We start from the raw sequence: 20663 nt of genomic DNA on the forward strand, positions 1-20663 counted from the left end.
GGCCTCACTTGAACAGGCGGGAACGGGTGAGGAACCACAGCACAAGCGCCGCGAGCACGATCGCGAAAACGATGATGATGAGGAATCCCCAGCGTGAAGCGGTGAACGGCATGCCAAGCATCCCGTTCTGGAAGTTCATGCCATACATCGAGAAGATGAGTGTCGGAATGGACAGTGTGATCGAGATGATCGTGAAGATGCGCATGACATTGCTCAGGTTGTTCGAGACGACCGACGAGAACGCGTCCGTCATGTTCGCGAGAACGCCGCTGTAGATGTTCGCCATCTCGATCGCCTGTTTGTTCTCGGTGATGACGTCGTCGAGCAGGTCCTCGTCCTCCGGATACTGTTTGATGCGCGAAAGCGTCGTGAGTTTCTCCATGACGATCTCGTTCGATTTGAGCGATGTATTGAAATAGACGAGTGTCTTGCTCAGCTCGAGGAGCATGAGGATCTCACGGTTCTGCATCGAATGGCGTAACCTGAGTTCGAGTTTGTCCGTCTCGCCGTCGATGATGCGCAGGTACCGCAGATACATCGTCGCGTTGCGGTAGAGGATCTGCAGGATGAAGCGCGAGCGCATGAACGTGTTGAACCCGCGGATCGTGCCCTCCATGAACGGGTGGAGCACGGGCGTGTCCTGCATGCACACGGTGACGATGAGCGTGCGGGTGACGATGATCGACAACGGGATCGTCTCGTACCAGTTGCGCCCCGAACGCTCCCCGACCGTCGGGATATCGACGATGATCATCGTGTAGTCGTCCTCGACGTCGACGCGGGAGCGTTCCTCATCATCGAGCGGCGCCCGCAGGTCGGCGAGGTCGATGCCGGTCTCCTGGGCGACGGTCGTCAGTTCGACGTCGGTGGGTTCGGACAGGGCGAGCCATGACCCGTTTTCCGGTTTGTCTATCTGCTCGACCTGTCCGTGAACGGTGCTGAACATGCGCAGCATGAGATACCCGCCTCTCATTCGCTTAGCCGCATGGCATGCGGCCAGTCCTATGCAAACATCAACAGCTTAGTCGCACCTGTCAGACACGTGGCGACGACGGTACCGCGCCGCGTCGGGTTCACGCGGTGATCGGCTTCCACATCGGCATGTCCGGATTGCGCAGTTCGGCCGGCCCGTTCTCCCAGTCGACGTACTGCGCGATCTGCGGTCCTTCGTTGAACGCCGCAAGCAGCCAGCGTTCGCCGTCCGGGCTTGTCTCGAGCCCCATCCTCGACCAGAACGCGTTGCGCATGCCGTCAAGCCCGCTGACCTGCTCGATGTCCATGCCCATGAGTGTCGCGATCGTCGCGACGATCCATGAGCCGTGCGAGACGACGAAGAGCGTCTCCTGGCCGGGACGCGCCTGCGCGTCGTGGACATACGAACGGATTGCCGCGGCTCCCCGTCCCCCGACGGCGCGCCGGCTTTCGACACCGTGCGCGAGTTCGCCGCCCCGGTGCCGTTTCCATGCATGGAAGTCGTCCGGCCAGCGCGCCTCGATCTCCTCACGCGTCATGCCTTCCCATTCACCGAAGCCACGCTCACGCAACCGCGTGTCGAGATGCACGTCGAGACCGAGGATGTCCGCGAACGCATGCGCGGTCTGCTGTGCACGGAACAGGTCGGAGCACACGACATGCATCGTGCGCGCCGCGGCGGGCGCGTTCGTGTACTCGGACGCCTCCACGTCGCGCACGGCCTGCGGTGGGGTGTGCGGCAGCAGGTCGGGGTGCGCGGCGATGTTGCTCACCTTCGCCCAGTAGTAGCGCTGTGCGAGCGCGAACCCGCTCTGGTCCACCTGCCATTGTCCGATGATGTCGAGTGGGACGTCGATCTGCCCTTGCAGACGGCGTTCGAGGTTCATCGACGTACGTCCGTGACGCAGCATGACGATGTCGGTGATCATTGCGGTTCGCTCCTTGCTTGTCAATCGTGCGGATTATACGGATCATGCGTGGGACGGCGCGCCTTCGCTCGCCGTCCCACACGTTGCCGGCAGTGTGCCGGGTGGGGCGGATGGTATTGGCACGCGTGGGCTGGCCGCTCAGTCCTTCGTGATCGTCTTGCCGGCGTGGGCGCCCGCCGAGAGGTCCTCGATCGTGTCGATCGTCATGACCGGTACGCATGCCGGGACCTTCGTGCCGCGTTCGTTCGCGAGCCTGACCTGCTCATCGTAGATGTCGTCGTCGGTGTGCAGGACGACTTCGCCACGGAAGCGGTACCCCTTCTTCTGTTCGAAGTTGACGAACGCGACGACGAGCGGGCTGCCGTTCTCAAGGTTGCGGTAGGTCTGGCCTGCGGTGCGCTCGTGGTAGGCGAGATGGCCGTCGTCGAGCACGAACATGCTCATCTTCGGGCCGAGGTCCGGCATGCCGTCCTGGCTGACGGTCGCGACCCATGCGAGGTTGTCCTTGATGAAATCCTTCATTTCCTGAGTGAGTTGTGCCATGTGCGGCTCCTTTCTATTCGCTCTCCACACTACGCGACCGCCCGTCGGCACACGCCCCGTTGCGCTCTCAAGTGAGTGCCGTGCATGTCATGTCACTCACATGTGATGTCGCTCACATCACCGATGCCATCGCCGCCCACGGGACGGCCTTGGCGTCGGCGCATCCACGAAAAACGGAAAAAACCCGGCCGAAGCCGGGTTGAATCGTGGAGCTAAGGGGATTCGAACCCCTGACCCTCTCCATGCCATGGAGATGCGCTACCAGCTGCGCCATAGCCCCGTGAATACGGGAACCTGATGTTCAGGAACCTTTGTGGAGCTAAGGGGATTCGAACCCCTGACCCTCTCCATGCCATGGAGATGCGCTACCAGCTGCGCCATAGCCCCGTCGGCTTGTTCAAGCCAACCTGAGATAGGTTACATCATGCCTTCATGATACGCAAAGGCCGGCGTGTCGCATGATGGCGGCACGCCGGCCCCTGATGTTGCGTCCATGGCGGTCAGTCGCCGTTCGTATCGGCATCCTTGTTCTGTGGGCCGTCCGACGGTTGGCCGGTCCCATCCTGCCCGGAGCCGTCCGTGCCCGCTTCCCCGCTGCCGTTCGCATCATCGGTGTTCCCACCCGCGTCCTGACCTGCGCTTGGCGAAGCGGTCGGCTCGGTGACGTTGCCGTCCGATCCGCCGCCGTTTGTGTTCGTGTCCTGATGCGTTCCCGACTTTGGGGTCGATGTGCCCGCCGTCGAGGACGGTTCGGACGTGGATGTCGCATCCATCGAAGGTGTGATGACACTCTGTGACGGAGACGGTGACATCTCACCGCCATCGTCGCTCGTCATGCTCGGGTTGATGATGTCGTGGACGACCGAATCGGTGCCTTTGCCGCCAGTGAGCGCGAGGATGACGCCGGCGGTCACTGCGACGGCGATGAGGCCCGAGACGGCGGCGACGACAATCGCGACACGCTTGTCATGTTTCGTGAGCGGCACCCTGCCGTTACCGGACTTGCGCCCGTTGTCCGCGTTTGTTGCGGAACCGGCGTCCACGGCCGCGCCATCCGACGCGACGACACGGGCCTTGCGCCCACGCCCGTTGCCGGACGCGCCGACCGGCGGGATCGTCTGCGTGTCGGCGTCCTGATCCCTGCCGTCCGCCGGCGCCCCGCCGAGTTGCTGGGCGGCCGCGTTCTGCAGTTTCTTACTTGAGGCGTCTATGACGTTCTGGTAGATCTGTGAAGCCGCCGTGGAAACGATGGACGCGACGGCGACACCGATCACCGAGCCGGCGATGCCGATCTTCGATGACAACAGGAACGACGTCACCGCTGCGAGCGCGCCCGCGAGCAGCTGGGAGAGCGATAATCCGTTAAGAAAATTCTTCACTGTCGATTCATCCGGTCATGGCGTGCCGCCATGCCCCGGATGGCATGGCGGCACGTCGGTGGGCAAAACTGCCATAAGCATAGGTCCGATTGCTGGGGGTTGCCTTAATGTCGCGTGGGGTTCTCCCACAGCTCAGTGTCCGCGAGCGCCGGACCATGGTTGTAGTCGACGAGGATCCAACGGTCCGGATCGTCAAGCCCGGCGTTGACGAGCCGCGCCCAATGCGCGTTGCGCATCGATGTGACGGAGACGAAGTCGGGGTACACCGACCCTATGCCGAACAGGGCCTGCAACGTGTTCTCGATAAGTGCGCCATGGGAGAACACGAACAGGTCGGTGTCCGCCCCGGCCGTGTGCGACCATTCACGCAATGCTTCGACGCCGCGCGCCCCAGCATGTTCATGGGATTCGGCGTGGTGGCGCATCTCGCCTCCGAGGCCTTTGCACCACAATGCGAAGTCCTCGGGCCATTGCGCGCCGAGCTCATCGCCCGACATGCCCTCCCAATCGCCGAAGCTGCGCTCGCGCAGCCGTTCGTCAAGATGGACCTCGGTGCCGATCGCATCGGCGAACATATGCGCGGTGCGGCTCGCCCGCTTGAGGTCGGACGCCACGACGAGCTGTCGGGCGCAGGGGTCCCGGTCGACGTAGAGCTTGCGCAGCGCGTCGCCCGTCTGCTTCGCCTGCCACACGCCGACGTCGTCGAGCGGGATGTCGATGCCGCCTTGGACGCGGCCCGCGAGGTTGTATGAGGTGCGCCCGTGGCGGACAAGCGTGATCGATCGCACCGTCTCGAGTGCCGTCATCATGTCCTCCGCGCTCAGTCGGCGTCCGCGGTGTCCACGGGCGCGTCGGGCAGTTCGAGGTCGATGCGCGGGCAATCACGCCACAGGCGTTCGAGATGGTAGAAGTCACGCGCCTCCTCGTGCATGACATGCACGATGAAGTCACCGTAGTCGAGCAGGATCCACTGCGCCTCCTGGACGCCTTCGCGTCCGCGCGGCTGCAGTTTGCCGCCCTTCGTGTACAGGTCCTTCTCGATCTCCTCGGCGATGGCGAGGACCTGCCGTTCGTTCGACGCCGACGCGAGCAGCATGCAGTCGGTTATGCCAATCTGCGCGCTCACGTCGTAGGCGACGATGTCCTGCGCCTTCATGCGGTCGGCGGCCGCCGCCGCTATGCGAACCGAATTGATCGATGATGCAAGTGCCGTCATATCAACGCTCCCAGGCTGGTTTCCACTGTTCTACAATATGTTGCGTGTTCTCCGAATAGACCATCGCGTCATCCGGAACGTCGTGCCGGATGACCGATCCGGCACCGCTTGTGACGTTGTCGCCGACCTCGACCGGGGCGACGAAGAGGTTGCCGGCGCCGATGTGGACGTCCGAGCCGATCGTCGTATGGTTCTTGTGCACGCCGTCATAGTTCGCCGTGATCGTGCCGCCGCCGATGTTCGTTCGCTCGCCGAGGTCGGCGTCGCCGACATAGCTCAGATGCGGCACCTTCGTACCGTCGCCGATGTGCGCCTTCTTCATTTCGACGAACGCGCCCGCCTTCGACTCCTCACCGAGTTCGTTGCCGGGGCGCAGATACGTCCACGGTCCGATGTTCGCCGCGCGTCCGATGTGTGATTCCTGCACACGCGAACGTTCGACGTGCGCATCGGAGTCAACGGTCGCGTCGATGAGCGTCGTGTACGGTCCGACGACGGCGTTCTCACCGATCGTCGTGCGCCCTTCGAGGAAGCAACCGGGCAGGATCGTCGCATCCCTGCCGATCGTCACATCGTCCTCGATCCACGTCGTTTCAGGGTCGAGGATCGTCACGCCATCGAGCATCCACCGTTCGCATACGCGCACGTTGTACGCCTTCGCGAGCGCCGCAAGCTGCACACGGTCGTTGACGCCTTCGACGCTGAGCGGGTCGGGGGCCGCGAACGCGCCGACCTTGCCGCTCGCCTTGGCGGCTTTGAGCGCGTCGGTCAGATAGAACTCGCCTTGTGCGTTGTTCGCGTCCAGCCCCGCGATCGCATCCATGAGCACATGCGCGTCGAACACATAGACCGACGTGTTCACCTCATGGACGGCGAGTTCGCTGCTGTTCGCGTCCTTCTGCTCGACGATCTTGAGGACGTCGCCGTCACTGTCGCGGATGATGCGCCCATAGCCGGTCGGATCGTCGAGCACGGTCGTGAGCACCGTCGCGTCGTCGCCGCTCGACGCGTGGTAGTCGAGCAGCGAACGCAGCGTGCCCGTGTCGAGCAACGGCATGTCTGAAGCGGTGATGAGCACATCCCCCTCAAGGTTGCCGCCGGGCGCGAGCTGGCGCATCGCGCACTGCACGGCACGGCCCGTCCCCGGGATGTCATCCTGCTCGACGATTGTCACGTCGGCGTCATAGCCGCGCGCCGCCTCGGCGACACGTTCGCCCTGATAACGCACGACGACGGCGAGCGTGGCCGGGTCGAGCGCGTCGACGGATGACATGACCCTTTCCAGGAACGTCTTGCCCGCGAAGGTGTGCAACACCTTCGGCTTCGACGAGCGCATGCGCGTGCCCTCGCCCGCAGCCAGCACGATTGCGGCGGTTACCGTCATCTGTCCTCCTCCAGACATGATTCATCGTGGTCCGATGTATGCGAAAGGCGTCCGCACCCGAAGCCGAAGCATGGATGCGGACGCCCATGGCTCCCCCACCTGGACTCGAACCAAGACAAAGGGTTCCAAAGACCCGTGTGCTGCCATTACACCATGGGGGAACGGCGGGTTACACCCGCCAAGTGTTCATTATGCCATAGGCCCTGACTTATTGCCAAACCCTGGCGTCGCCTGTCGGTCAGGCGAACAGGAATCCCTTGCCGTGGTGCTCGGGATAGGTGTCGAACAGTTCGGCGACCGAACCGTCCTCGAACACGGCCTTGATCGCGCTCGCGAGCAATGGGGCGATCGAGAGCACGGTCAGCCCGTCCCAACGCTTCTCGTCGGGGATCGGCACGGTGTCGGTCAGCACGACCTCGCGTGCGCCGCAGTTCTTGAGGCGGTCGACGGCCGGACCGGACAGGACGCCATGCGTCGCGACGACGGTCACCGACTTCGCCCCGGCCTCCTGGAGCACCTTGCATGCTCCGGCGATTGTGCCGGCCGTGTCGATGAGGTCGTCGACGAGGACGCAGTCCTTGCCGTTGACATCGCCGACGACACGGTTCGCGACGGCCTGGTTCGGCCGCGTGATGTCGCGGGTCTTGTGCACGAACGCGAGCGGGCCGCCACCGAGGCGCTGCGCCCACTGTTCGGCGACGCGGATACGGCCGGCGTCCGGCGACACGACGGTCACATTGTCAAGCTGGTTGGCGAAGCGGTCACGGATGTAGTCGACGAGCACCGGCATCGCGATGAGATGGTCGACGGGGCCGTCGAAGAAGCCCTGCGACTGGGCGGCGTGCAGGTCGACGCTCATGATGCGGTCGGCGCCCGCGGTCTTGAGCAGGTCGAAGACGAGGCGGCAGGAGATCGGCTCGCGGCCACGGTGCTTCTTGTCCTGACGCGAGTAGCCGAGCAGCGGGCTCACGGCGGTAATCGACCTTGCGGATGCACGCTTGAGCGCATCGATCATGATGAGCTGCTCCATGATCGACTGGTTGACCGGGTTGCTGTGGCTCTGCAGCACGAAGACATCGGCGCCACGCACGGATTCGGTGTAGCGCACGTACATCTCGCCGTTCGCGAAGTCGTAGGCGGTCGTCTCGAGCACGTCGATGCCGAGCTGGTCGGCAACGTCCCTCGCAAGCTTGGGATGCGCCCTTCCGGTGACGAGTATGAGGTTCTTATCTGGTTTGCCTTCGAGAATTGCGCTCACCGTATCTCCAAACGTCAGTTCGTTCGTAACCGTGTCCCCAGTGTAATGCCGGCAGCTGACGTGCGCCGGACGCTGAACAGGGTGCCATCGGTGTGTCCACCATGTCAGTCTCGCCCATGGTAGAGGCCGTGCTTGCCGATGTACTGGACGACGCCGTCAGGGACCAGATACCACACCGGTTCGTCATGTGTCGCCCGTTCACGCACATCGGTCGATGAGATCGCGAGCGCGGGGATCTCGAGCATGTCGACGCTGCCTGCGGGCAATGTGACCGACGACGAGTATCCGGGGCGTGTGACCGCGACGAAATGCGCGATCTCGAACATCTTGTCGACGTCCTTCCACTGCATGATCTCGGCGACGGCGTCCGCGCCCGTGATGAAGAACAGTTCGGCCTGCGGGTACAACGCGCGCAGGTCACGCAGCGTGTCGATCGTGTAGGTGACTCCTGGACGGTCGATGTCGACGCGCGAGACGGTGAACTTCGGGTTCGACGCCGTCGCGATGACGGTCATGAGGTAGCGGTCCTCGGCGTTCGTCACATGCTTGTCGAGCTTGAACACGGGGCGTCCCGTCGGCACGAAGATGACCTCGTCGAGGTCGTAGACCCATGAGACCTCGGATGCGGCGACGAGATGGCCGTTGTGGATCGGGTCGAACGTGCCGCCCATGATGCCGATGCGTGGACGCGCATGCCAGTTGCCCCGCGGCGAACGCCGTCCCGGTGGCGAGACGAGATGGGCCGTCGCGGCGTCCGCGACGGACAGTTCCGCCATCCTGCGCGGCGTGTCAGCGGCCATGCCGGCGTCGTCGATGCCGTTGTCGGACGCCATGTCAGTGCTTCTCCTGGTTGTGTTCGCGTGCATGCTCCGTGGTGACGCGGTCGATCTGCCGCTGGAGCGTGAGCTCCTGCGCATAACCGTCGCCGCTTTCGCCTTCCGGATCGATCTTGCCCATGTCCTCGTTCCATTCGTCCTGCACGACGCGCCGGATCTCGGCGAACGTCGGCAGCAGGAAACTCGGTTGGAACGCGCGGCGTACATGGGCGACGCGTTCGGTGATGCGGATGAGCGTATCCGTCATGCCGTCGATGTCATTGTCGCGTTCCATATCGCGGAACCTGTCGATATAGTCCTCCATGAGCACGATCTGTTCGACGACGACGTCGTATTGATCGTCATCGACTGCGACGACATCGGCGGCATCCGTCTCCGGCCAACCGATGAGCACGGCGTCCGCGTATTCGAGCGACGCGCGCTGCGCGGCGGACGCGATGCCGTCCTCGATCTGCACGAGGAACACGTACCGTACGAGGCTCAGGCGTTCGGACGCGGCCTTGAGGAGGTTCCTATGGTCGCTGAGGTCGACACCCCAGGGATTGGCGAACATATGCGCGTCGTCGAACGTGACGGTCGTCACCTGCCCCTCATGCGCCGCGCTTTCGGTATGCTCCGCGCTCATGCCCTCACCTGCCCCGTGCCGTAGCCGATCCACTTCGTCGTCGTCATCTCCTGCAGACCCATCGGGCCGCGCGCGTGCATCTTCTGCGTCGAGATGCCGAGTTCGGCGCCGAAGCCGAACACGCCGCCGTCGGTGAACCGTGTGGACGCATTGACCATGACGACGGCCGAATCGACGTCTTTCGTGAAGCGTTCGATCGCACCGTAGTCCTCCGCGAGGATCGCCTCGGTGTGGTGCGTCGAATAGCGGTTGATATGCGCGATCGCCTCGTCCATCGAATCGACGACGAGGACGCCGATCTCAAGCGCGAGGTATTCGGTGCCCCAGTCGGCCTCGTCCGCCTCATACAGCTTGATGTCACGGATGTTCGCCTCGTCGATGATCTTGTAGGAGACGTCGTCGGCGTGCATGACGACGTCCGCGGTCGCGAGCGCCTGTGCGACGATCGGCAGGAACGCGTCGGCGACGTCACGGTGGACGATGAGCTTCTCGGCGGCGTTGCATACGCCGACGCGCTGCGTCTTCGCGTTGAGGATGATCGGGATCGCCTTGTCGAGGTCGGCGGTGCGGTCGACGTAGATGTGGACGTTGCCGGCACCCGTCTCGATGACGGGAACCTTCGAATTCTCGACGACGGCCTGGATGAGGCGTGCGCTGCCGCGCGGCACGAGCAGGTCGATGTGGCCGCGCGCCTCCATCATCGCCGTCGCGCCTTCGCGCCCATGGGCGTCTACCGTGCCGATGAGCGCGTCGTCGAAGCCGAGTTCACGCAGCGTGTCCTTGACGATCGCGAGCGTAGCGGCGTTCGTGCGCTCCGCCGCATGACCGCCGCGCAGGATCGCCGCATTGCCGGATTTGACGCATAATGCGATGACGTCGACGGTCACGTTCGGACGGGCCTCGTAGATCATGCCGATGACACCCATCGGCACGCGCACCTGCTGCAGGCGCAGGCCGTTCGGCGCCTCGAACCCACGCACGACCTGTCCGACAGGGTCCGGCAGTGTCGCGACGTGGCGCATGTCGTTCGCCGACGCGGCGATGCGCGTCACATCGAACTTGAGGCGGTCGAGCTTGCCTGCGTCCATGCCATCGTCGAAGGCCTGTTGCATGTCCAGCTCGTTCGCGCCGGCAATCTCGTCGGCGCGTGCGTCGAGCGCGTCGGCGATCGCCATGAGCAGACCGTTCTTGGCGTCGGTCGTGGATTGCGCGAGCTTCGCCTGCGCGGCGGCGGCCTTGTCCGCCATCGTGCACACCGCATCGAAGACGTCGTCGCTGACCTGATTGTGTTCGCTCTGTGTGTTCGTCATACTTGCACATTAGTGGAAACAGCCTACACCCGCATCCCATGTCCATCGACACCGCAATCTCCACCCGCACCGCATCACCCCTGACTCCCCTTACCGGCGGCACCCACTGTAACCGCTGGCCCAACATCCTTCCCGGCAGCACACACCCCCTATCTCTTCTTAACCTCTTTACAGGCAGCACCCACCTTAACCAGTAACCCAACATCCTTACCGGCAGCATCCTTCGCTTACCGGCCGCGCCCCTGCTGGTCACGCACATGCTTACTGGCTGCACCCACTCTCGGCGGCCACTCCCCACTTACCGGCGGTACCATCCTTACCGGCGGTACTCGCTGGTTTATTGGTAGCATCCATTGCTATCGGCAGCCTCCATTACCGGTAGCATCCTGCTGCCATCGACTATCGTCGACACCCAGACGACATTCTCAATGGAACAATGCCACCCGTAAGCAATCACCCCTCCCACACTCACCTATACACCTATACGCCACACTCACCCATACACATGGAGACCTGCGTTCGCTGACGGCACCGCGAGCACCCATTCCGGAACACGGACAACGCGGCTTCCTCGTTCTCCTGTGCGCCCTATACTGAAAATCGTCCACACACCATATCTTTTTCAATATCGCAAGGACGACACGAGTGAACAAGTTCCACAGCACACGCAGCACAACCGATTCGTTGACCTCGAAGCAGGCCATCCGCAAGGGCATCGCGGACGACGGCGGCCTGTTCGTCACTGACGAGCTCGGCGAACGCACCGTCCGCATCGACGATCTCGCGGGCAAGCCATACCAGCAGATCGCCCACGACGTGCTCTCCGTGCTCCTCGACGACTTCACCGCCGACGAACTCGACGCATGCATCGCACAGGCCTACGGGCAGCAGTGGTCCGACAAGCGCATCACCCCCGTCAAGCCGCTCGGCGACGACTACGTCATGGAACTGTTCCACGGCCCCACATCCGCGTTCAAGGACGTCGCATTGCAGATCCTGCCCCGCTTCATGGCACGCACGACGCCCGCGGACGGCGACGAGAGGATCATGATCGTCACCGCCACATCCGGCGACACCGGCAAGGCCGCGCTCGCGGGCTTCGCCGACGCCGAAGGCACCGGCATCACCGTCTTCTACCCACAGGGCAAGGTCTCGCGCGTGCAGGAACTCCAGATGACGACGCAGACGGGCGGCAACGTCAACGTGTGCGCGGTCAACGGCAACTTCGACGACGCGCAGTCCACGGTCAAGCAGATCTTCGGCGACAAAGAACTCGCCGCGCGCATCGAAAAAGACGCGCACGTTGTGCTCTCGTCGGCGAACTCGATCAACGTCGGCCGCCTCGTGCCGCAGGTCGTCTACTACTTCTCCGCATACGCGCAGCTGCTCGAACGGCAGGCCATCAACGTCGGCGACCCGGTCGACTTCGTCGTGCCGACCGGCAACTTCGGCGATGTGCTCGCCGGATACTACGCGAAGATGCTCGGCCTTCCCGTCCGCCAGCTCGTCGTCGCCTCCGACAGGAACAACGTGCTCTTCGACTTCCTGACGACCGGCACCTACAACCGCAAGCGCCCGTTCTACGAGACGATCTCGCCGTCGATGGACATCCTCATCTCCTCGAACCTCGAACGCATGCTCTACTACATGAGCGAGAAGGACCCGCGCCTGATCACCTACCTGATGAACGACCTCGCCGAATGGGGCGCGTTCGAAGTGCCGGCGGAACTGCTCCGGCAGATCCGCCGCCTGTTCGCGACCGGCTGGGCCGACGAGGACCAGGTGCGCCAGATGATCGCCGAATGCTACGACGAACACGGCTATGTGCTCGACCCGCACACCGCGTGCGGCTATTTCGTCATGCAGCAGATGCCCGCCGAACCGGGCGTTCCGCGTGTCCTGCTGAGCACGGCGAGCCCGTACAAGTTCCCGCGCGTCGTCAACGAGTCGCTCGGATTCAAGTCCGACGGCACCGACTTCGAATGCATGGACGAACTGTCCGCGAAGACGGGCACCGAGATCCCCCCGATGCTGCGCGCGCTCGAAACCGCCGACGTGCGCTTCCGCGACTGCGTCGAGGTCTCCGACATGGGCCACTACGTCGAACAATGCGCCGACAGACTGTGACGGGTGAGCCACGGACGATACCGAACCACACCGCATAACAGCACTCAAGCACACTCAAGCGTTATGGGTGGCACATTCCCAAGGTGCCACCCATAACGCTTGTTCTTGCCGCCGTACTCACCATCGGTTATCGACTCACCATCGGTTATCGGTAGTGCATTCCTGCTGATTGATACCGGTGGCACTTCGTGTTATCGGCGCCACCTACGCACTACCGGTAACACTGTGTCCTCCGATTGTCATTTTGTCATTGGTGGCATGATTGTTATCGGTAGCACATTGTTATCGGTAGCACATCTTCCCGTCGTTACCGGTAGTGCTGTGCCCTCCATTGGTTACCGGTGGCATATCATCCTGATTGTCATCGGTGGCACATTCCTTCAACCGCTACCGGTAGCATATCCCCTCCTCCGATTCGCTACCGGTGGCACCCCTCTTCCATTGATATTCGGCAACACATCTGTTATCGGTAGTGCCGCCCCTACGCGCTACCGGTGGCACATTCCTTCAGCCGTTGATGGTGGCATCGGCGGCCGTTACCGGCGGTACGTGGATGTCACCGCAGACTGCGCGGCGCATCGGCGAAGTCGAACAGTACACCGTCCGCAAGTGCGCATATGCGTCCCCAGTCGTGATCGGACGAATCGTCGTGCACACCCCACACCTGCATCCCCGCGCGCTTCGCCGAACGCATACCGACGAACAGGTCCTCGAACACGGTGCAATGCGCGGGATCCACTCCTACCGTGTCCGCGGCCAACAGATACACGTCCGGATGTTCCTTGCCGCGGCCTGCCGCATCATCGACACCGACGACGGCATCGAACAAATCCGCCATCCCCGCATGTGCCAACGCGGGGGCGCGCAGATCCGGGAGCATCGTCGTGGCGACGGCCAGTTTCGCCCCGCTTTCCTTGAGCTCACGCAGATAGGCGACGGCATGTGGTTTCGGTTCGACGACGTGCGCGTACATCCGCTTGGCCATCTCGTTCCATTCCTCGACGAGCGCCTGCGGCGTGTCGTCGAGACCGAACCGTGCGATTGTGTACTCGGCGATCTGCCTGAACTGCATGGCGCTCACCTTCGCCATGTAGTCATCGGGGACAGCGATGCCGCGCTTCGCGAGGAACTCCGCATCGATCTGGTCCCAGACACCCATCGAATCGAGCAATGTGCCATCAAGGTCGAAGATGGCGGCACGCCCGCGGTTGTCCGCGACACTGCTACCGGTAGCGGTGTTGGTGGTGCCACCGGCAGGAGCAGGAGTACCTCCCGTAAGCACACTGTTACCCGTAAGGGTGCCGCCGCCCGTAGTAGTCATACGAGTACCACCACCCGTAAGCGCATCGCTGCGCATAGTGGTGATGCCTCCCGTAAGCGCATCGTCACATTTACTCTCGCTACCGGTAAGAGCATCGCTACCCGTAAGCGCACTGCTGCCCGTAACCATCTTCGATCATTCTCCGTTTTCTATGGGTGCCACTGTTTCCTTCAGGTTCCTTCAGGTCATACCGTGTTCCGTTTCATACCGTGTTCCGTTTGTGCCGCATGTCAAGAGAGTTTCGACGACGCGAGCAGTTCTCTCGCGTGGTCGAGCGACGTCGCGGTCGTACTGCCATCGAGCATGCGCGCAATCTCCTCGGTGCGCGCATCGCCGATGACCTCCCGTACATGTGTGCTGACGATGCCGTCGCCGTCCTCTTTTTTCCCGACGACGTACTGACTGTCCGCCCACGACGCGACCTGCGGCAGATGCGTCACGACGATTACCTGTGCGCGCCTGGCGAGGCGTGCGAGGCGCCGCCCCAGCTCGACGGCGGCCTTGCCACCCACGCCCGCGTCGACTTCATCGAAGATGAACGTCATCGGAGGGACCTCATCACCTTCCGGCGCTTCCCCCTCCTTGTGCGCGTCCTTGTGCGCGCGTTCGCCCGCAGCGGACAGTTCGAGCGCGAGCATGAGGCGGCTGAGTTCGCCGCCCGAAGCGCTTTTGCCCATCGCAAGCGCCGACGACCCTTTGAACGGTGTGAACAGGAATTCAACATCGTCGCCGCCGTTCGCGTCAAGCGCACCGTCGCCTTCGCGCGCACGCACCTCTATCGTGAGCGACGATCCCGCCATCGCCAATTGCGCAAGTTCGCCATCCACGTCCTTCGACAGTCGTTTCGCCGCCCGTTCGCGCGTCTTCGTGAGTGCGGAGGCCGCCTTGTGCGCCTTGCGGAGGCATTCGTCACGCTGCGCCGCAAGTTCCGTGAGTTTCTCCGGTGACGCGTCGAGGTCCTCGACGTCGAAGCGCGCCTTATCCCGCCATGCGATGACGTCGTCGAGTGTCGGACCCCATCTGCGCGTAAGCTCGTCGAGTTCATGGATGCGTCCGTTGAGCGTATCGAGGTCCTCACCCGACGAATCCAGGTCAAGCTGCTGCGACAACGTGAACGTCACATCCTCGATTTCCGCCCTCGCCGATTCGAGACGGTCCGCGCATTGTTCGAACACACCCGACAGATGTATGCCACGCAACGCATGCACCGCGTGTTGGATGAGCGCGTCCGCGCTTTGGTAGTCGTCGCCGCCGTCGCCTTGGGATGCGTCGAGCGCCGCGAGCGCATTCGCGACGCCGGCGTTGATCTGCGCCGCATGTTCAATGCGTTCACGTTGGCGTTTGAGTTCCTCGAGCTCCCCCGGTCGTGGGTCGACGCGGTCGATGCGCGCGATGGATTCGCGCAGGTAATCCGCCTGTTGGCGCATCGACGATTCCTGAGAGCTCAGGCGGTGCAGGCGGTCGTCGATTTCCCGGTACGCGTTCCACGCCTTCGCGTAGGCGAGACGTTCCTTGTCATTGTCGGCGCAACGGTCAAGGAACTCACGTTGGCGTGCGGGTGACGCTATCCGCAGCTGTTCGCTTTGGCCATGTATCGTGATGAGTTCGTCCGCGAGCGAAGCGAGCACCGATTTCGGTACCGTCTTGCCGCACAGGATGGCGCGCGAACGGCCCGACGCCGGTACGGTGCGCGCGACGAAGATCTCATGATCGTCGCATTGCGCACCCGCTTGTTGTGCGATCGCGAGCGCCGCGTCGCCTTCGTTCACGACGAATATGCCTTGCGCCCATGCTTCCTTCGCGCCTGTCGCGACACGGCTCGCATCCGCCGGGGCTCCCGAGATGAGCCTGAGCGCGCTGAGCAGCATCGATTTTCCTGCGCCCGTCTCACCCGTGATCGATGTCATGCCGCGCGCGGGCACGAGTTTCGCGTCGTGGATGGGTCCGAGGTCACGCAGTTCGAGTTCTTCCAGCACGTGTCACCGTTCCTGTTGTCGTCTGAATATTCAATGCTCCCGGTAATCGACGAATCGACGATGTCGTCATCTCACCGGGGGTTCCGTGGATTGCGCGGTCGTAGACACATCGCATGCACCATCGCCGCGCGCGTCGTCATTGCGCGCGTTGTCGCTGTCCGTACCACCCGTAACCGATGTGATTGCTTCATTCGCCACGTATGCGCCTGCGTCGGCGTCGTCGGGATCCTCGACATCGCCCTGTCCGCGCAGTGATGTGCCGACGCGCGCCGTGTTCGGGGTGTGCAGGTCGCGCCATCCGACGACCGGAAGATTGAATTTCGTGACGAGTCGATTCGTGAACGGCGCGTCGGAAAGGTGCGCGAGGCGCAGACGTCCCGACGATTGGCGGATGTCGACGCGCGTGCCGCGCGGCAGCGGACGTTGGCGGCGGCCATCGCTGCAGATCCAACCATCTGATGTCGAGTCGTCGTCGATGCGTATCGAGAATGTGGAATCGGAACCGATGACGATGGGCCGCGCGAACAACGCGTGCGCCGCGAGCGGGACGAGGAGGAGCGCCTCAACCGCAGGCCAGATGATCGGGCCACCCGCGGAGAACGCGTAGGCGGTCGAACCGGTCGGTGTGGAGACGATGATGCCGTCGCAGCCGAACGAGCTCATCGCCACACCATCCACGGCGATCGACAACTCGACCATTTTGCCACGGTCGGCGCGTTCGATCGTGATGTCGTTGAGCGCCCAGTCGCCGAGCGGCGTGGCCGCATCCGGTAACCACACATCGACGTGCGCGATCATGCGTTCCTCGATGCTGTAGTCGTGTTCGGCGATGCGGTGGATCGCTTCGTGGATCTGGAAGCTTTCGTACTCCGCGAGGAAGCCGACATGGCCCATGTTGATGCCAAGGATCGGCACATCCGTGCAGGTGACGAGCTCCGCCGCGCGCAGGATCGTGCCGTCGCCGCCGAGAACAAGCACGATCTCGGTGTCCGGATCGACCTTTGGTGACGGCGACCCGAAATCGGGGGCTTCGGTGTTGTCGATGACGGTGACGTCGAACCCCTCGCCCTGCAGTTGCGCGATCGCGTTCTCGACGATCGCGCTCTGCCGGAGCCTTTCATGGGTCACGACGACGACATGGCGTGGACCTTTCGTTTCCGCTGCCTGCATGGACACCCCTTTACGCATAGTTTCCACTCACAGTGTAATGGAACCGGCGAATGCGTCCAAGCCCCTGTATGCCCCGCGCCGCCCCCATAAGGGCGGCATCCCCCTATGTGCAGCATCTACGGGCTGCACATCCTTATAGATGGCACCCCCTACAATCTACCTACAATCCCCCACCTTCTTACGGGTGGCCATACCCTACGGGCGGCACTATCTGCCGGCTGCACCTCCTTACGGGTGGCACCTCCTACAGCCCCACACCTTCTCTTACGGGTAGCTCTCACTCCTACCGGTGGCGCATCCTTATCGGCGGCACATGCGCGGACGGCGCCCATGGCCGTCGCCGCAACCGATGTGACACGAAAACGTCACCGACCCATCTACAATGGCAACGTATCGACTACACGGCACGGCACAACCAATCGGAGGCAGCATGGCCAATCTCCTGTTCGACGAATCGGCGTCGAACAGCGACGCTTCGAAGGGATACGCCTGGTGGTTCTCCGGCGACACCTTCGAACAAGCCGCCGCTAACGAACGCCGTCCGCTCAAACGTTCACTCTCCTACCGGATCAATTCTCATCCGGGACGACTGACGATCCTGTATTTCCTGCTCCTCATCGCACTGTCGACGAGCCTGCTGCTCCTGCCGATCTCGACATTGCCCGGGGAGAAGACCGAGTTCTCGACCGCGTTCTTCACCGCCGTGTCGGCGCTCTCGACATGCGGCATATCGATCGTGAACACGACGACGCACTGGACACTCTTCGGACAGGCGGTCCTTATCTTCTCCGTGCAGCTCGGCGGCCTCGGCGTGATGACGTTCGCATCGCTCATCGCGCTCGCCGTCAACCACCATCTCAAGGCGACACAGCGTCTGCTCACGGCGAACGAACTCGGCACGAACAAGCTCAGCGAAATCCGCGGCGTCCTCACCGTCGTGCTCACGACGACGTTCGTCATCGAGCTCATCACCTTCATCGCGCTGTTCCCCGGCCTGTTCCACGTCAACAAAGGCAACATCAGCGGCACATTGTGGGAATCGCTCTTCTTCGCCGTGATGTCGTACAACAACGCCGGTTTCACGCCCGACGGCGCCGGCCTGTACGTCGACAACTGGGCGGTCGGCATGCCGATCATGCTCTCCGCATTCTGCGGCACGCTCGGTTTCCCGGTCATCCTCAACATCTACCGCACTTCGCGGCGCCACCAAAGCCCGAAACGTTGGAGCCTGCATACGAAAATCACATTGCTGACGACGTTCGCAATCGTGCTCGTCTCTCTCGTGTGGTTCCTCACGGTCGAATGGGACAATCCGGCGTTGTTCAAATATGCCGACGTCGAAACGCGTATGCGTCGTGCAATGGTCGCCGCCGTGATGCCGAGGTCGAGCGGTTTCGACCTGTCGTGGGTGCCGCAGGTGAGCGAGGCGACGAAGGTGTTCATGAGCGTCGTCATGTTCATCGGTGGCGGAAGCACATCGACCGCCGGTGGCATCCGTGTGACGACGTTCGCGGTCATCCTGCTCGTGTGCAGGGCCGCGTTCACTGGACACAGCGACGTCACCGCGTTCAAACGCCGCATCCACACCCACGTCATCATGACGGCCGTGAGCATCACGACTGCTTGTTTCGCGCTTGTGCTCACCGCTTCGATCGCGCTTATGCTCATCACCGACGCGGCGTTCAGCCACGCCGTCTTCGACGCATGCTCCGCGTTCGGACTGGGTGGATATTCGGTGGGTGTCGCGGACGTGAACGATGCGCCCGCGTTGTACATTCTCGCGGCGACGATGCTCGTCGGACGTATGGGACCGATGACGCTCGCGTATGCCGTGAGCCGCCCAAGGCAGACGGAAGTCGTCCGCTACCCTACTGACCAGATCGTCGTAGGCTGAGGTTCCGGCAGTTTTCTCCCATCGGCTACATCTGGATTTCCCGATGTATCCGGACGCATCCGATGGCTCTGCGTTACCGGTGGCATCCAACGCTACGGCATAGCGCCAACTGTTACCGGTGGCATTCCGTTGCCAGTGGCGTTTTGTTACAGGTGGCACCCCGTTCCCGGAGGCCTCACATCGCCCCCCGGTAGCCATCGGCGGCGCGACGCATTCAGCCGCCACTGGCAGCACTTTTCGGATTGCCGGTAGCGCACCGCTACGGGTATCATACGGGTAGCATTGGTATAGGAAACCGCAAAAATCGCTTGCACTCATGTGCGGGCTGAGCCCCGTAGCCGCGTCCGTTCGCTACCGGTGGCGGCATTCGAGGAGGATTAGGGATGGCAGATAATCGCAGCGTGCTCGTCGTGGGACTTGGTCGTTTCGGCAGCGCGGTCGCCACAACGCTCGACGAGATGGGACAGGATGTGCTCGCCGTCGACAAAGACGCGGAACTGGTCAACCGTTGGTCCGCACAAATACCGACCGTCCAGGCGGACATGACCGATGTGCTCGCGCTCGAACAGCTCAACGCCGCCGATTTCGACATAGCGGTCGTGGCGATCGGCGATAGCGTCGAAGCGTCGGTCATTACCGCCGGTAACCTGCTCGATGCAGGCATTTCCGACATCTGGGCGAAATCGGTGTCGAAGGAACATGCACGCATCCTGCAGCGCATCGGCGCACGCCATATCATCAACGCGGAGACCGACGCCGGCAAACGTGTCGGGCATCTCGTCTCCGGCAACTACCTCGACTACATCGAGCTCGAAGGCGCATACAACGTCGTCAAGATCCATACACCCGCGCAGTTCGTCGGGTACACGATCGGGGACGCGAAGATCCATGACCGGTACGGCATCACAATCGTCGGCGTCAAGTCTCCAGGCCATGAATTCCAATACGCATCCAATGACCTTGAGCTCCGCCGCAACGACGAACTCATCATCATGGGCAAGCAGGACCAAATCGACCATTTCATCCGCGGATGATGCTGTACGAAGCCGCTGATCGAGGATATGAGGCTCTTCTCAGGTTAGTGTGTAAGGATGTCTTTGAGTTGGCTGCTGTGGATGAGGCATCGTTGGATGTAGCTGGTGGTGTTGGCGAAGCCCATGGCGTTGCCGCGCAGGGTCTCGAGCCTGCCGTTGATGGCTTCGGTGGGTCCGTTGCTTGAGTGGGGGTGGCGGAAGAGGGCGAGGATGTCGCGCATGCGTCTTTTGAGCACGCGGCCGAGGGAGGCGAGTTCCCGGCAGCCTTTGTAGCGCCCCGGTCCGGTCAGGTCGTCGATCAGCTCGCGCATCATGCGTTCGCCGCGTCGCCGGTCGTCGCACCGGTAGGCGTGTATGACCCTTTGGTAGGCGTCGTGGGCGAGCATGAGGTCGTGGTTGGTCTGGATGGCGAACAGGGTCATGAGTCTGGCACGGCCGCGTGCGCCGAGGTATTCGTCGCTGGTCAGCAGGGCGCGCCTGCAGTCGTAGAGCCTGTCGCCCTTGACACCGCGCCTGCCGGTGGCGTCGCGTTGCAGGCGGCAGCGCACCTTGGTGACGCGGGCGGCGGCCAGTTGCACGACGTGGAACGGGTCGATGACCTCGACCGCGTGGGGCACGACGGATTCGACGGCCTGCTTCCAGCCGGCGAACGCGTCCATGGCGACCACCCCGACGCGTCTTGTGAACTC

At 62.9% G+C, this 20663-nt stretch carries 17 protein-coding genes, 3 tRNA genes and 1 pseudogene; 3 read left to right on the forward strand and 18 right to left on the reverse strand.

The window, feature by feature from the left end; translation table 11 throughout:
- Positions 1 to 4: 4 nt before the first annotated feature.
- The 14 genes from B1526_RS06380 to B1526_RS06445 all read right to left on the reverse strand — a co-directional run bounded on the left by B1526_RS06380 (position 5) and on the right by B1526_RS06445 (position 10452).
- Entirely contained in the window at positions 5 to 955 is a 951-nt protein-coding gene (locus tag B1526_RS06380; protein ID WP_095615226.1) for a magnesium transporter CorA family protein, read from the reverse strand.
- Between the two features lie 118 nt (positions 956 to 1073).
- Positions 1074 to 1901, reverse strand: a complete 828-nt coding sequence (locus B1526_RS06385) for a histidine phosphatase family protein (protein ID WP_095615227.1) — start codon at positions 1899 to 1901, stop codon at positions 1074 to 1076.
- Positions 1902 to 2039: 138 nt separating this feature from the next.
- The gene (locus tag B1526_RS06390; protein WP_095615228.1) at positions 2040 to 2444 is read right to left on the reverse strand and encodes a pyridoxamine 5'-phosphate oxidase family protein; all 405 of its coding nucleotides are present in this window, start codon (positions 2442 to 2444) and stop codon (positions 2040 to 2042) included.
- Positions 2445 to 2651: 207 nt separating this feature from the next.
- Positions 2652 to 2724, reverse strand: a tRNA-Ala gene (locus B1526_RS06395).
- A 34-nt stretch (positions 2725 to 2758) separates the two neighbouring features.
- Positions 2759 to 2831, reverse strand: a tRNA-Ala gene (locus B1526_RS06400).
- A 113-nt stretch (positions 2832 to 2944) separates the two neighbouring features.
- On the reverse strand, positions 2945 to 3823 hold the full coding sequence (locus B1526_RS06405; protein ID WP_095615229.1) for a hypothetical protein: 879 nt from the start codon (positions 3821 to 3823) through the stop codon (positions 2945 to 2947).
- Between the two features lie 104 nt (positions 3824 to 3927).
- Positions 3928 to 4632, reverse strand: coding sequence for a histidine phosphatase family protein (locus B1526_RS06410; RefSeq protein ID WP_235607077.1), 705 nt, complete (start codon positions 4630 to 4632; stop codon positions 3928 to 3930).
- A gap of 11 nt (positions 4633 to 4643) precedes the next feature.
- On the reverse strand, positions 4644 to 5039 hold the full coding sequence (rsfS, locus tag B1526_RS06415) for a ribosome silencing factor (RefSeq protein ID WP_095615231.1): 396 nt from the start codon (positions 5037 to 5039) through the stop codon (positions 4644 to 4646).
- A 1-nt stretch (position 5040) separates the two neighbouring features.
- The gene (gene glmU / locus B1526_RS06420) at positions 5041 to 6423 is read right to left on the reverse strand and encodes a bifunctional UDP-N-acetylglucosamine diphosphorylase/glucosamine-1-phosphate N-acetyltransferase GlmU (RefSeq protein ID WP_095615232.1); all 1383 of its coding nucleotides are present in this window, start codon (positions 6421 to 6423) and stop codon (positions 5041 to 5043) included.
- An 87-nt stretch (positions 6424 to 6510) separates the two neighbouring features.
- Positions 6511 to 6584 (reverse strand) — tRNA-Gln (locus B1526_RS06425).
- Between the two features lie 77 nt (positions 6585 to 6661).
- Positions 6662 to 7681, reverse strand: a complete 1020-nt coding sequence (locus tag B1526_RS06430) for a ribose-phosphate diphosphokinase (protein ID WP_162287947.1) — start codon at positions 7679 to 7681, stop codon at positions 6662 to 6664.
- Between the two features lie 104 nt (positions 7682 to 7785).
- Positions 7786 to 8514 carry a nicotinate-nucleotide adenylyltransferase gene (nadD, locus tag B1526_RS06435; RefSeq protein ID WP_407641004.1) on the reverse strand — a complete coding sequence of 243 codons (729 nt, stop codon included), beginning with the start codon at positions 8512 to 8514 and terminating at the stop codon, positions 7786 to 7788.
- Position 8515: 1 nt separating this feature from the next.
- Positions 8516 to 9070 (reverse strand): phosphoribosylglycinamide synthetase, encoded by a 555-nt coding sequence (locus tag B1526_RS06440; RefSeq protein ID WP_235607085.1) that lies wholly within the window; start codon positions 9068 to 9070, stop codon positions 8516 to 8518.
- A 68-nt stretch (positions 9071 to 9138) separates the two neighbouring features.
- Entirely contained in the window at positions 9139 to 10452 is a 1314-nt protein-coding gene (locus B1526_RS06445; protein ID WP_095615234.1) for a glutamate-5-semialdehyde dehydrogenase, read from the reverse strand.
- 645 nt (positions 10453 to 11097) lie between these two features.
- Here B1526_RS06445 and thrC point away from each other — a divergent pair.
- Positions 11098 to 12579, forward strand: a complete 1482-nt coding sequence (thrC, locus tag B1526_RS06450; RefSeq protein ID WP_095615235.1) for a threonine synthase — start codon at positions 11098 to 11100, stop codon at positions 12577 to 12579.
- 556 nt (positions 12580 to 13135) lie between these two features.
- On the opposite strand, the gene B1526_RS06455 is transcribed toward thrC, so the two are convergent.
- From B1526_RS06455 to B1526_RS06465, 3 genes are all read right to left on the reverse strand, one after another.
- On the reverse strand, positions 13136 to 13900 hold the full coding sequence (locus B1526_RS06455) for an HAD family hydrolase (RefSeq protein WP_095615236.1): 765 nt from the start codon (positions 13898 to 13900) through the stop codon (positions 13136 to 13138).
- A gap of 230 nt (positions 13901 to 14130) precedes the next feature.
- On the reverse strand, positions 14131 to 15876 hold the full coding sequence (gene recN, locus B1526_RS06460; RefSeq protein WP_095615237.1) for a DNA repair protein RecN: 1746 nt from the start codon (positions 15874 to 15876) through the stop codon (positions 14131 to 14133).
- 66 nt (positions 15877 to 15942) lie between these two features.
- Entirely contained in the window at positions 15943 to 17046 is a 1104-nt protein-coding gene (locus B1526_RS06465) for an NAD kinase (protein WP_095615238.1), read from the reverse strand.
- Positions 17047 to 17476: 430 nt separating this feature from the next.
- On the opposite strand from B1526_RS06465, the gene B1526_RS06470 reads away from it, so the two are divergent.
- Positions 17477 to 18940 (forward strand): TrkH family potassium uptake protein, encoded by a 1464-nt coding sequence (locus tag B1526_RS06470; RefSeq protein ID WP_095615239.1) that lies wholly within the window; start codon positions 17477 to 17479, stop codon positions 18938 to 18940.
- A gap of 383 nt (positions 18941 to 19323) precedes the next feature.
- On the forward strand, positions 19324 to 19974 hold the full coding sequence (locus B1526_RS06475; RefSeq protein WP_095615240.1) for a potassium channel family protein: 651 nt from the start codon (positions 19324 to 19326) through the stop codon (positions 19972 to 19974).
- 44 nt (positions 19975 to 20018) lie between these two features.
- Here B1526_RS06475 and B1526_RS06480 read toward each other — a convergent pair.
- Positions 20019 to 20663, reverse strand: a pseudogene (locus B1526_RS06480) (ISL3-like element IS2001 family transposase); the annotation flags it as partial.

The organism is Bifidobacterium criceti (assembly GCF_002286935.1).
Classification (GTDB): Bacteria; Actinomycetota; Actinomycetes; order Actinomycetales; family Bifidobacteriaceae; genus Bifidobacterium; species Bifidobacterium criceti.